This is a genomic window from Falsiroseomonas sp. HC035, assembly GCF_050563525.1.
Classification (GTDB): domain Bacteria; phylum Pseudomonadota; class Alphaproteobacteria; order Acetobacterales; family Acetobacteraceae; genus Falsiroseomonas.
This window is the reverse complement of the sequence record NZ_JBNXUN010000002.1, coordinates 342,310-354,459: the sequence shown is the minus strand read 5'-3', so window position 1 is coordinate 354,459 and position 12,150 is coordinate 342,310. Positions and strand designations below refer to the sequence as shown.

Sequence of the window (12,150 nt, the reverse complement as noted above, 5' to 3'; positions counted from 1 at the left end):
AGGGCGCGGACGGCACACGCCCGCTTCTGTCGCCAGGATTAGGCGATCCGCAGGCGGCCGGAAATAGGCCGCGGGCCGGAGTTATACGAAGAATCGGGCCAGGACGGCGCCGGCCGCAACCATCTGGAGCAGGTTGGCGGCGACCGACAGGCGGTGCGAAAGGTCGAAGGCTCGTTTCGCCGCCGCGTCGCCCGCCTTTGCGCGGTCCGACAGCGCGTTGATCCGTGGCATTAGCACCTGGCGCAGCCAGAACGTCATGCCGGCGATGACCAGCATGATGCCGGCATCGAGCGGCGAGAGGGGATACAGCGCAACCGCCGCAGCGGCCGAGGTTGCCAGGACCCAGAGGTAGTAGGGCGGGAAGACGCCCCGCAGGAAGCGGCCCGCCATCTCCGCCGGCAGCAGGCGGAAGACGACGGGCGCGATGATGGCAGCGAAGAAGGCCATCCCGCCGAACAACAGCGCCGTGGCGAACAGCGCGATGACCAGCAGGACGGTCAATCAGGCTGCCCGTTCGGCCAGCATCTTCTTGATGTCGCCGATGGCCTGCGCCGGGTTCAGCCCCTTCGGGCAGGTTCGGGTGCAGTTCATGATGGTGTGGCAGCGGTACAGCTTGAAAGGGTCTTCCAGCGCATCCAGCCGTTCGCCGGTGTGTTCATCGCGCGAATCCGCAATCCAGCGATAGGCCTGCAGCAGCACGGCCGGGCCGAGGTAGCGGTCGCCGTTCCACCAGTAGGACGGGCAGGCGGTGGAACAGCAGAAGCACAGGATGCACTCCCAGAGCCCGTCGAGCTTGGCGCGTTCCTCCTTCGACTGAAGGCGCTCGCCATCCGGCGGCGGCGGGGTGTCCGCCTTCAGCCAGGGCTCGACGCTGCGGAGCTGTGCGTAGATCTGCGACAGGTCAGGCACCAGGTCCTTCACCACCGGCATGTGCGGCAGCGGGTGGATGCGGACCTCGCCCTTCACATCCTCGATCGGCTTCAGGCAGGCGAGCGTGTTCAGCCCGTCGATGTTCATCGAGCACGAGCCGCAGATGCCCTCCCGGCACGACCGCCGGAATGTCAGCGTGGTGTCGACCTCGTTCTTGATCTTGATCAGCGCGTCCAGGACCATCGGTCCGCACTGGTCGAGGTCGATGTCGAAGGTATCCGTGCGCGGGTTTTCGCCCGAGTCGGGATCCCAGCGGTAGATCTTGAAGGGCCGCACGTTCTTCGCACCGGCCGGCGCGGGGAAGTGCTTGCCCTTCGTGATGGTCGAGTTCTTCGGCAGCGTGAAGGTGGCCATGGTCGTGATCGGGCTCCTAGTAGACGCGCGCCTTGGGCGGGAAGACCTGAACCTCGTTGGTCAGGGTGCGCATCTTCACGTCCCGGTAGTCCAGCTTCACGTTCCGCTTGTCGTCCACCCAGGCAAGGGTGTGCTTCATCCAGTTGGCGTCGTCGCGGTCCGGATAGTCCTCATGCGCATGCGCGCCGCGGCTTTCCTTGCGCGCCTCGGCGCCCACCACCGTGGTCAGCGCGTTGCCGATGAGGTTGTCGAGCTCCAGCGCCTCGACCAGGTCGCTGTTCCAGATCAGGCTGCGGTCGGCGATCCTGATGTCGTCGTAGCTGGCCGCGACGAGGTTCATCTTGTCCACGCCTTCCTTCAGCAGCTCGGAGGTGCGGAAGACGGCCGCGTGTTCCTGCATGGTGCGCTGCATCTGCGAGCGCACATTGGCGACGGTGGAGCCGCCCTTGGCGTTGCGCACCTTGTCGAAGCGGGCGAAGGACTTCTCGCCGGCGCCCGGCGGCAGCGGGGCCTGGCTCGCGCCCGGCTTGATGGTCTCCGCGGCCCGGTGCGCCGCGGCGCGGCCGAACACCACCAGGTCGAGCAGTGAATTGGTGCCCAGGCGGTTGGCGCCGTGCACGGACACGCAGGCGGCCTCGCCCACCGCCATCAGCCCGCGCACCACCCGGTCCTGGTCCTGCGCCGTGGGGTTCAGGACCTCCGTGTGGATGTTCGTCGGGATGCCGCCCATGTTGTAGTGGACGGTAGGCAGCATCGGGATCGGCTCCTTGGTCACGTCCACGCCGGCGAAGATTTTCGCGGTTTCGGAAATGCCGGGAAGCCGTTCGTGGAGGAGTGCGGCGCCGAGGTGCTCCAGGTGCAGGTGGATGTGGTCCTTCTGTGGGCCGACGCCGCGGCCCTCGCGGATTTCCATCGACATGGCGCGGGAGACGACGTCGCGGGACGCCAAATCCTTCGCCGTCGGGGCATACCGCTCCATGAAGCGCTCGCCCTCCGAATTCGTCAGGTAGCCGCCCTCGCCGCGGGCGCCTTCGGTGACCAGGCAGCCGGAGCCGTAGATGCCGGTCGGGTGGAACTGCACGAACTCGTTGTCCTGCAGCGGCAGGCCGGCCCGCAGAACCATGCCGCCGCCGTCGCCGGTGCAGGTATGGGCGGAGGTGCAGGAGAAGTAGGCGCGGCCATAGCCGCCGGTCGCCATCACCACCGTCTGCGCCCGGAAGCGGTGCAGGCTGCCGTCTTCCAGGTTCCAGGCGGTGACGCCGCGGCAGACGCCCTCGTCGTCCATGATCAGGTCGAGCGCGATGTATTCGACGAAGAACTCGCAGTTCGCCTTCAGCGCCTGCTGGTACAGCGTGTGCAGGATGGCATGGCCGGTGCGGTCCGCGGCGGCGCAGGCGCGCATCGCCGGCGTCTTGCCGTAGTCCTGCATATGGCCGCCGAAGGGGCGCTGGTAGATCTTGCCGTCCTCGGTGCGGGAGAACGGGACGCCGTAGTGTTCCAGCTCGATGATCGCGGGAATCGCCTCGCGGCACATGTATTCGATGGCGTCCTGGTCGCCGAGCCAGTCCGACCCCTTCACGGTGTCGTACATGTGCCAGCGCCAGTCATCCTCGCCCATGTTGCCGAGCGCGGCGCCGACGCCGCCCTGGGCGGCCACGGTGTGGCTGCGCGTCGGGAACACCTTGGTGATGCAGGCGGTCTTGAGGCCCGAGGCGCCCATGCCGAAGGTGGCACGAAGCCCCGCACCGCCGGCACCGACCACGACCACGTCATAGGTGTGGTCGACGATGCGATAGGCTCCGCCGCCGATTGCGGGCTTGGAGATGGCGTTCATCTGGTCTGCCGTCCATCCGTGTGGCGGGGCGAAATGGCCCGCGCCGGTTGGTATCGTATTTGGTGCTTAGACCCGGACCGCAAGGCGCAAAACCGCCAGCGCCGCGGCCAGCGCCAGCAGGATGCAAGCGCCCTTCACCACGAGGATGGACGCGATCTTCACCCATTCCGGCTTGGCGTAGTCCTCGAGGATCACCTGCAGGCCGGAGGCGGTGTGCTGGAAGGTCAGCCCGATGAAGGCCAGCAGCAGCACCGCGTTCAACGGGTGCCCGATCCAGGCCGCGGCCTCGAGCTGTGTCATGCCGGCGGAGGTCGCCAGCGACACGACGAACCAGATGGTCAGCGGCAGCAGCGCGATGGAGCTGACACGCTGCATCCACCAGTGGTGCGTGCCGGATTTCGCCGACCCCGAGCCGCGCACCCGGCCGAGCGGAGTGCGGAGCGTGGTCTGGCGCAGCGAGGGGTCCTGGGTGGCCATCGTCTCGTTCCTTACCAGGACAGCAGCAGCGCGAGCCAGGTCAGCGCCGTCAGCACCGCCGTGCCGACCAGCACCATGCGCCCGGATTTATAGGTGGTCGGGATGTCGTAGCCGTAGCCCGCGTCCCAGAACAGGTGGCGGATGCCGGCCAGGGTATGGAACCACGCGGCGGCGGTGACGCCCATCAGCAGCAGGATGCCGACGAAGGATCCGAGGAACCACTGCACCCGATCGAACGCCACGGGGCCGGAGGCGGCGGCGACCAGCCACCACACCATCACGACGGTGCCAGCCGCCCAGATCGTGCCGGTGATGCGATGCGAGATCGACAGCGCGCTGGTCATCTGCATCATGTCGTAGACCTGCAGATGCGGTGACAGCGGCCGGCGAACCTGGGTGCCGTCGGTCCGGAGACCCAGCATGGTGGGGTCCTGCTGATCCTGCAACGATGACATGCGGTGCCCGCTCCTCATGGTGCGCGGCGTACCGGATTGGCTGCCCGGGTCGCGGCGCACACTGTCAACAGCGTTCTATGGTGCAGCGCGCCATAGCGCAACGCAGCGCGGCGGGAAAACGAGAACAAATAGGGGGTGAACGAAGCGATTAGGAATGATATCCTTGCCTCATGCCCAAGCCGGATCCCCGCGCCAAGCTGCCCCGCTTCGCCCCTCGGCGTCAGGCCCGCAAACGCGCGCCCAAGCCGGCGGCGAAGCCCAAGCCCTCGCCATGGCAGCCGGTGCTGGACGTGCTGCACAAGATGCTGACGGCGGGTGCGGCGCTGGCGACAATCCTGCGGCTTCTGTTCTGACCGCCGTACCCGGCAAATCGAATCAGGGTCCGAGGACCCTGCGCGGTCACGCAGTGGGCCGTGGGTTTCAGTCGATCTGGTTGGCCTGCAGGAACAGCGCCTGTGAAAGCGCCTCGAACAGGCGCTGAAAGGTGGTGGCATCGGCCAGCGGGTCCTGATTGAACTGGCCGGAGGCGCGCACCAGCGTCCGGTCTCCCGTGCCGGCCCGGACGGTCACCGTCAGCCGCACGACATGAGTCCCAAAGCGTGTCGCGCTGACGGTATGCAGCACGTCATCGGCGCGATCCACGACGAAGCCGAGATCCTGCAGCGTGCTGATCACGGCCCTGAAGACCTGGCGGCGGTCTGCCGTGTCGAAGGCGCGGGTCGAGATGGCCCGCTGCTGGGCCTGCGTATTGGACATGGCGAGCACCTGCTGCCGGCTGTCCATCTGGCAGGCGGCGAGCCAGAGGCTCGCCCCCAGCAGCAGCAAAGTGGGTCGCCAGGACATGTCAGATCTCATGCGCCGTCAGGAATGCGGATTGCGAGAGCGCTTCGAAGAAGCGTTGGTACAGGGCCGGGTCATCCAGCATTTCTCCGGCGGCATAGCCGCGGGCAACGCGCTGGAAGCTCGCCCGCGCCAGCACCCCACGGCCGGACGCCGCGGCGGCCTGCACGACAACCTGCACCCTGACAGGAAATGGGGTGGCCCGGCTGCCGACGACGATGCCGTAGGCCTGCTGGCTTTCCTGAATGGTGTAGCCCAGATCCTGCAGGACGCCGATCGCCGCCTGCAGCAGCATCGTTTCGTCCAGCGTGTCGAAGCGTCGCGCCTGTTGCTGGCGCCGCGCGACGGCCCGCAGGTCCGGCGTCAGGGCGGCGGCGTGCTGATCGGGCCGCGGCACGCAGGCCACAGCCAGGGCTGCGGCGCAAGCTGTCGCCACCACGCCGCAGGCCGACCGGATGAGCGACCGGCGACCCGCCTGCCGCATCAGAAGCTGCTGGATCGGTAGGAGAAATCACGCACCCGCGCCTGCTCGTCGTAGCGGACGATGACGGTCAGGCTGCGCTGCGAGGTGCGCGCGACTCCGGTCCGGCCGCTGACGCCGGCCAGGAACAATGCGTTAACGCCGCCGGAACTGGAGGAGGAGACGCTTTCGGTCGCGATGCGGTCATAGACCCAAACCTCGCGTCGACGCTCGTCGCTGCTCACGATGTTGGGCGCGCCCAGTGCGGTCACCACTTCGGCTCCGCTCATGCCGACGCGGATTTCCCGCTGCACGGTGCCCACCGTGACGCGGTCTCCCGCCGCGGCGGCCGTGGCCACGTCGTTCGCCTGTTGCGTCACGCTGGCGCAGCCGGACGCGAGCGCGAACAGTAGCGCGAAGCCGGCCAGCTTCCGGCCCGTCGTTGAAAAGGCCTTCATGGTGTGCGTCCCTCGGGACCGGAACCGCCGGTTGCGGGTGTCGATGCGGGGGCGACCGGCGCCCGCCGGCCGGGGAGGATTTCGGCGGTCGGCCGCGGCGCTTCGGGCGCAACCATCGCGGCATCGGCAACAAGCATCTCCCGGCCGATGGTATCCTGGAGCGGGATGAAGAAGTTGCGGAGGTAGAATTCCGGTGAGTCGACCTGCCGCTCGCGCCCCAATCCGAGCACGGTCGCATTGGCGCGCACTAGGCTGCGGCCGCCCGCCTGCCCCCGCACCACGACGGCTAGGCGCAGGCCGGTGAGACGCGTTGCGGATACTGTGCCGGCGCCGGCTTCGGCACGCGTGATCCGGTATCCCAGATCCTGCAGCGTCGCGACAACGCCCCTCAGGACGGCGTTTTCCTCCCCGTCCACGATCCGCGTCTGCATGGCGCGAAGCTCGACTGCGGATCTGGCGCTGGGCTCGAAGACTGGTTGCGCCGGTGGCGCGACGCATGCTGAGGCCAGCAGCCCCGCAAGAAGGACTATCGGAAGACTACGCATCACAGCGTCACGCCGCGGGTTGCCAACCCGCTGCGCAGCTTGGCGTACAGGTCGTCATGGAATGCGCGGTCCTCCAATGGCTCGGCGCGGGCCATGCCCTGGTTGTTCATCACGATCCGTTCGAAGGAGGCGCGCAGGGCGGTCTGTTGGCCGATAGGATCTGGTCTCGTCGTCAGGGTAACGCGGATCAGCTGGTCGGTATCCCAGACCGGCTGGTGATGAACGCCGAGCAGCGCCAAGCCGATCGTCAGGGCGATCTGGCCGGCGATCTGCGGGGCCTCGGTCGCATCCCGATCCTTGCTGCCGGCCAGCACGCCGGCACGTGGCGCGCTTTCCTCGACCGTGTAGCCAAGGTCCTGCAGCGCCTGGGTCGCCTCGGAGAGAACGAGGAGCTCATCCGCCGTCGGAAGTCGTGTCGTCTGCGCCTCCCGCAGCTGCGCCGCATTTGGCCTTGGTGCGCCGTTCCGAAGCGCGAACTCATTGGCTCATTCTGGATTTTGGCAGGCGAGGAGCAGGCAGGACGCTGCCGCGATGAACGTAGTCTGGAGGGCCAGGCGCACAGGGACTCTCAGCATAAGATTGTATGCCGTTCTCTTCTGCGGCGCGTGGTTTGTCAATTATTTCGAAACATTCTTGCGTGAAAATTATTGAGACTCGCGGCCGCGTCAGGCCAGCAACCCCTGCGCCACCAGTTCCTCCGCGATCTGCACCGCGTTCAGCGCTGCGCCCTTGCGCAGATTGTCGCTGACGCACCAGAAGGCGAGTCCGTTCGGCACTGTCAGGTCGCGGCGCAGGCGGCTGATATAGACGGCGTCCTCGCCGGCGGTCTCGGCCTGGGTGGCGTAGCCGCCATCCTCCCGGCGATCGAGCAGGATGATCCCCGGCGCCTCCCGCAGGGCGGATCGGGCGTCGGCTTCTGTGATCGGCTCCTCGAACTCCACATGCACCGCCTCGGCGTGGCCGATGAAGACGGGGACGCGGACGCAGGTGGCCATCACGGCGATGTCCGGGCTGAGGATCTTTCGCGTCTCTTCCGCCATCTTCGTCTCCTCCCGGGTCGAGCCGTCGGACAGGAAATTGTCGATGTGGGGGATGCAGTTGAAGGCGATCTGCTTGGTGAACTGCTCGGAAGGCGGGGTTTCGTTCACGTAGACGCCGCGGGTCTGCGACCACAGCTCGTCCATCGCCTCCCGCCCCGCGCCGGACACGGATTGGTAGGTGGACACCACCACCCGCTTCACCCGCGCCAGATCGTGCAGCGGCTTCAGCGCCACCACCATCTGGATGGTGGAGCAGTTTGGATTGGCAATGATCCGCCTTTTCTTGAAGCGCGCCAGCGCCTGCGGGTTCACCTCCGGCACCACCAGCGGCACGTCGGGGTCCATGCGGAACTGGCTGGTGTTGTCGATCACGACGCAACCGGCGGCCGCCGCCCGCGGCGCGTGCACCGCGCTGATCGCCGCGCCGGGCGAGAACAGCGCGATGTCGATGCCCGTGAAGTCGAAGCTGTCGAGCGACTTCACCGTCAGCACCTGGTCCTCGCCGAAGGAGACCTGCTGCCCGGCGGACCGGCCGGAGGCGAGGGCCACCATGCTGTCCACCGGGAAGCTGCGTTCCGCCAGCGTCTTGAGGATCTCGCGCCCCACCGCGCCGGTGGCGCCGACCACGGCCATCCTGTAGCCCATGCTGCCGTTCCTTCGATGTGGCGGCGGGCTTAGGCGCTTCGGGGCCGGATGGGCAAGGTTCCGCGCGCCTACATGGCCCGGACGCTGCGCAGGAAGCTATTGGTCTTTTCCTTCAACTGCTGCGCCTGGCCCGCCAGGGCGCCGCTGTCGTCGCGCATGGCTCCCGCCGAGGCGCCGGTGGCTTCCGCGGCCCCGCGCACGCCTTCGATCCGTTGCGCCACCGTCTGCGTCGCCTCCGCCACCTGCGCGGCACTGCGGGCGATTTCCTGGGTGGCAGCGCCCTGTTCTTCCACCGCCGCGGCGATGGCCGTGGCGATTTCGCTGGTGCGTTCCACCGTGGCGCCGATGCCGCGGATCGCCGTCACGGCCTGGCTCGTCGCCTGCTGCATCTGGCCGATCTGGGCGGCGATCTCCTCGGTCGCCTTGGCGGTCTGGCCGGCGAGGGACTTCACCTCGGACGCCACGACCGCAAAGCCCTTGCCGGCCTCCCCAGCGCGGGCCGCCTCGATCGTCGCGTTCAGCGCCAGCAGGTTGGTCTGGCCCGCGATATCGCCGATCAGCCGCACCACGTCGCCAATGCGGGCGGCGGCCTCCGACAGGCCCTGCACCGTGGTGTCGGTGGCCTGTGCCTCCGCCACTGCGCGGCGCGCGACCTGCGCTGCCTCCCCCACCTGGCGGGAAATCTCGTGGACGGAGCTGGCCATTTCCTCCGCCGCCGCAGCCACCGCATGCACGTCGCCCTGCGCCCGCCCGCCGGCCGCCGCCACCGCCGCGGCTTCCTGGCCGGAGGTTGCGGCGGTGCCGCTGAGCGCCACGGCGGAGTCTTGCAGCCGCGCGGCGGAGTCGGCCACGGCGGCGACGACGGCGCCGATCTCCGTCTCGAAGGTGTCCGCCAGCCGCACCTTCTCCGTCGCCACCGTCCAGGTCAGCATTGCCGCGCTGTAGGCGCCGGCGGCGTCGAGGATGGCGGAGATGCGCAGCTCCAGCACCTCCTCCCCCAGGCGGATCCGGGCCGTGTGCGGCAGGCGCGAGGTATCGGCGAGCATGGCATGTTGGTGCGCCGGGTTCTTGTGGAAGATGTCGATGGACTGGCCCAGCATGTCCTCGGGCCCCATGGGCAGCACGCGGCGGATGCTGTCGAGCAGGCGCCTGGTCTCCGCATTCATGTAGGTGATGCGGAAGCCATCGTTCGGGTCCGCACTCATCACCGCGGCCGGAAGCTGCTCCACCATCTGGCTCTGCGCGAAGGCCGTCCGCACGGTGCCGCGCAGGGCTTCCAGCGCCTCCGCAATCTTGCCGATCTCGTCGCGGCGGCCGCGGTCCGGCACGGCCATGTCGGCCTGGCCGGACGCGATCCGGGCCATGACGGCGGCCAGCCGGCGTAGCGGGGTGCTGATGGTGCGCGCCATGGCCAGGGCCGAAAGCAGCAGCACCAGCCCGATGGCAAGACCGATCCAGACCGTGCCCATGCTGACCAGCACCGTGCGCTCGGAGACCTGTCCGCGCTGCTCGGCGGCGATGGCGGCGCCGGCGGCGGCCAGGGTTGCGGCGGCCTCCCGCATCGCCAGGCGCGCCGGCGCCACTTGGTCCTGCCGTGCCTTGGCGACCTGCTCCCCGGCGTCCAGGATGGCGCCTGCGGCCGTGCCGAGGCCCTGCGTGTGTTCCACCAGCTTTTGCAGGTCGTCCCGCAGCCGCTGCGCGTTGGAATTGGCCAGCATGCCGCGGCTGTGGACGCGGGACTGCGCGATGCCGCGGCGGATGCGGCGGACCTGCTCCTGCTCGCCCGTCGCCAGAAGACGCTGCACGCCGATCCGCACGTCGTTGACCGCTGCATGCACCGTCAACAGCCGGTGCCGCGCCTCCTCGCGCTCAGCCGGGGGCAGGTCAAACTCGAAGCTGGTGGAAATCGACTCGAAGGTGGAATCGTAGGCTGCGGACAGGGGAAACAGCTCCCGGTCCCGCGCCACGATCATGCGGGCCCGCTGCGTCGCCACCAGCTGCAGCGCGACCCGGTAGGTCTCGGCCGCCTCGGCCAGGTTGTCGGCAGCGGCCAGCAGCCGCGGTTCCCCGACGCTCGCCGCCGCCATCTGAACCTGCGCCAGACCCTCCTCCAGGACGCTGCTGATCTGGGTCCAGGCGGGCCCCTGGCCGGCCTCGTCATGCGTCAGAAGCAGGTCGCGCTCCAGCACCGCCACGTCGCGCAGGCGGTCGGCCCCGGCCTCCATGGCGTCCATGGCTTCCTGGGTGCGTGCCGAGCCATCCTGTTCCGCCAGGATGCCGGCACTCTCGCGCCAGATCACGCCGACCAGGCCCATGAGCAGCAGCAGGGCCAGGCAGGCGGAAGCCGCCAGCTTTCGGCCGACCGACATGTCAAGAAGAAGGCGCATCATGCAGGCTCCGGCTTGCAGCGAAGGTCGCAGCATGCCGGGGCCGACATTGCCATCCCGTGAACGGAAGGCCGAAGGCGGCCCCGGCGGTGACCGGGGCCGCGATGGTCACGCCATGACGAGGTTGTCCGGCACCGCCTGCCCGTTCTCCCGCAGGTAGCGCGCGGCGCCGGGGTGGAAGGGCAGGAAGGTGTTCTTGGTCCAGTTCGCCGCCAGCGTCTCCGACGCCGCCGCGATCGCCGCCTTCAGCCGGGCGTTCTGGCCGAGCACGGACTTGGTGATCTCATACGCCAGGTCGTCCGGGATCGACTTGTGGGCGATGGCGAAGTTGTACATGCCGACGATGCCGAGCGGCTTCTGCTGCGTGCGGTAGGTGCCCATGGGCAGCGACCCCGCGGCCAGTTCCGGATACTTCGCCGTCAGCTTCGCGGTTTCCTCCTGTGTGAAGTCCAGGAAGTTCACCTCGGCCTGCACCTCGATCTCGCTGAAGGCCGGCACCGGCACGCCGGAGGCGAAGAGGAAGGCGTCCAGCAGCCCGTCCTGGATCTGGCCCACAAGGTCGGAGGCGGAGCCGTAGCGGACGGCGGAGGGGGTGATGCCGAGTTCCGTCAGGATCTGCGGGTAGTAGGTGCCCGGCGTGCCGCCGCGCGGGCCGACGCCGACGCTCTTGCCGTTCAGGTCGGCATGCTTCGTGATGCCGGTGCGCTTCAGGGCGATGCCGTGGAAGGGCGTGTCGTACATCGGGAACAGCGCGCGGATGTCGCGGAAGCGGTTGCCCTGGGTCCAGGCGCCGACGCCGTTCCAGGCCTGCAGCGCCACGCCCATCGTGGCCATGCCGAGCTCGATTTCCTTGCGGTTCACCAGGATGATGTTCTGGTTCGGACCCTGTGTCGTGCGGTAGGAGATCTGCACGCCGGTGGCTTCCTGCGCCAACTGGCCCCAGGCCGGCCCATACAGCGCGTAGGTGCCGCCCGGCGCGGCGGTGCCCATGTTCAGGGCGCGCGGCCAGGACGCGTTCTTCGGCTGTGCGAGGGAGGGTGTCGAAAGAAGGGGGGCGGCAGCACCCAGGGCCGTGGCGGCAAGCAGGTGGCGGCGGCGCATGGTTTGTCTCCCTTGGACAGTTTCGTTGCTTCCGATTAACCCCGGATCACCGCCTGAGGCAAGCTTTCAGGCCCGTTGTGTCGACATACACTGTTGAACGGGCTTGCCGGGACTCGGCCGCAGGCCACATGCAGTCCGGCATGCTGCACCTGCTGAAACTCTGCGTCGGGCCGAAGGAGGTGGCGGAACTCGCCGCCGGGCAGGCACGCCGCGCCGTGCTCGACCCGCCGCTGCGGCATCAGACACGTATGGTGCCGAAGCGGGCGGCGGAACTGGTCGAGGGTGGCTCCCTGTACTGGGTGCTGGCTGGCCTGATCCGCGTGCGGCAGCGCATCCTTGAGGTGCGCGAGGACCGCTGGGACGACGGCACCGCCTGCGCCGGCCTGGTGCTCGACCCGGAGCTGGTGCTGCTGCAGCCCCGGCCGCAGAAGCCGTTCCAGGGCTGGCGTTACCTGGAGCCTGCCGCCGCGCCGCCCGATGCGCCGAGGGCGGCGCTGGCCGCGGATGGTATGGACGCGCTGCCGCCGGCCTTGCGGCGGGAGCTTGAGGCGCTCTGCCTGATCTGAGCCCGCCGCATCCCGCAGCGCGGCAAATGCTGGCGCCGCAACGAATTGGAAGCTTGTG

At 68.7% G+C, this 12,150-nt stretch carries 15 protein-coding genes; 2 read left to right on the top strand and 13 right to left on the bottom strand.

Features of this window, described 5'->3' with window-relative positions; genetic code table 11:
• Positions 1–81 precede the first annotated feature (81 nt).
• The 5 genes from ACLF3G_RS06095 to sdhC form a co-directional block, all read right to left on the bottom strand.
• Positions 82–501, bottom strand: coding sequence for a DUF4149 domain-containing protein (locus tag ACLF3G_RS06095; RefSeq protein ID WP_430668451.1), 420 nt, complete (start codon positions 499–501; stop codon positions 82–84).
• Positions 502–1,284 carry a succinate dehydrogenase iron-sulfur subunit gene (locus ACLF3G_RS06090; RefSeq protein WP_430668450.1) on the bottom strand — a complete coding sequence of 261 codons (783 nt, stop codon included), beginning with the start codon at positions 1,282–1,284 and terminating at the stop codon, positions 502–504.
• Between the two features lie 16 nt (positions 1,285–1,300).
• Complete coding sequence (gene sdhA, locus ACLF3G_RS06085) at positions 1,301–3,118, bottom strand: succinate dehydrogenase flavoprotein subunit (RefSeq protein ID WP_430668449.1); 1,818 nt, start codon at positions 3,116–3,118, stop codon at positions 1,301–1,303.
• Between the two features lie 66 nt (positions 3,119–3,184).
• Positions 3,185–3,595 carry a succinate dehydrogenase, hydrophobic membrane anchor protein gene (gene sdhD / locus ACLF3G_RS06080; protein WP_430668448.1) on the bottom strand — a complete coding sequence of 137 codons (411 nt, stop codon included), beginning with the start codon at positions 3,593–3,595 and terminating at the stop codon, positions 3,185–3,187.
• Positions 3,596–3,606: 11 nt separating this feature from the next.
• Positions 3,607–4,050, bottom strand: a complete 444-nt coding sequence (gene sdhC, locus ACLF3G_RS06075) for a succinate dehydrogenase, cytochrome b556 subunit (protein WP_430668447.1) — start codon at positions 4,048–4,050, stop codon at positions 3,607–3,609.
• Positions 4,051–4,220: 170 nt separating this feature from the next.
• Between sdhC and ACLF3G_RS06070 the strand changes: the two genes are divergently transcribed.
• Positions 4,221–4,403, top strand: a complete 183-nt coding sequence (locus tag ACLF3G_RS06070) for a hypothetical protein (protein ID WP_430668446.1) — start codon at positions 4,221–4,223, stop codon at positions 4,401–4,403.
• Positions 4,404–4,470: 67 nt separating this feature from the next.
• On the opposite strand, the gene ACLF3G_RS06065 is transcribed toward ACLF3G_RS06070, so the two are convergent.
• The 8 genes from ACLF3G_RS06065 to ACLF3G_RS06030 form a co-directional block, all read right to left on the bottom strand.
• Complete coding sequence (locus ACLF3G_RS06065; RefSeq protein ID WP_430668445.1) at positions 4,471–4,893, bottom strand: hypothetical protein; 423 nt, start codon at positions 4,891–4,893, stop codon at positions 4,471–4,473.
• Position 4,894: 1 nt separating this feature from the next.
• Positions 4,895–5,287 (bottom strand): hypothetical protein, encoded by a 393-nt coding sequence (locus ACLF3G_RS06060; RefSeq protein ID WP_430668444.1) that lies wholly within the window; start codon positions 5,285–5,287, stop codon positions 4,895–4,897.
• Positions 5,288–5,373: 86 nt separating this feature from the next.
• A complete protein-coding gene (locus ACLF3G_RS06055) occupies positions 5,374–5,808 on the bottom strand; it encodes a hypothetical protein (RefSeq protein WP_430668443.1) in 435 nt (144 codons plus the stop codon).
• Positions 5,805–6,239, bottom strand: coding sequence for a hypothetical protein (locus ACLF3G_RS06050; protein WP_430668442.1), 435 nt, complete (start codon positions 6,237–6,239; stop codon positions 5,805–5,807). Before ACLF3G_RS06050 ends, ACLF3G_RS06055 begins: the two co-directional genes overlap by 4 nt.
• 113 nt (positions 6,240–6,352) lie before the next feature.
• Positions 6,353–6,667, bottom strand: coding sequence for a hypothetical protein (locus ACLF3G_RS06045; RefSeq protein WP_430668441.1), 315 nt, complete (start codon positions 6,665–6,667; stop codon positions 6,353–6,355).
• Positions 6,668–7,018: 351 nt separating this feature from the next.
• Positions 7,019–8,038 (bottom strand): aspartate-semialdehyde dehydrogenase, encoded by a 1,020-nt coding sequence (locus tag ACLF3G_RS06040; protein ID WP_430668440.1) that lies wholly within the window; start codon positions 8,036–8,038, stop codon positions 7,019–7,021.
• 68 nt (positions 8,039–8,106) lie between these two features.
• A complete protein-coding gene (locus tag ACLF3G_RS06035; protein WP_430668439.1) occupies positions 8,107–10,428 on the bottom strand; it encodes a methyl-accepting chemotaxis protein in 2,322 nt (773 codons plus the stop codon).
• Positions 10,429–10,533: 105 nt separating this feature from the next.
• Positions 10,534–11,526: a TAXI family TRAP transporter solute-binding subunit gene (locus tag ACLF3G_RS06030; RefSeq protein ID WP_430668438.1), complete on the bottom strand. Its 993-nt coding sequence runs from the start codon at positions 11,524–11,526 to the stop codon at positions 10,534–10,536.
• 140 nt (positions 11,527–11,666) lie between these two features.
• On the opposite strand from ACLF3G_RS06030, the gene ACLF3G_RS06025 reads away from it, so the two are divergent.
• Positions 11,667–12,092 (top strand): DUF1489 family protein, encoded by a 426-nt coding sequence (locus tag ACLF3G_RS06025; protein ID WP_430668437.1) that lies wholly within the window; start codon positions 11,667–11,669, stop codon positions 12,090–12,092.
• The last annotated feature ends 58 nt before the right edge of the window (positions 12,093–12,150 follow it).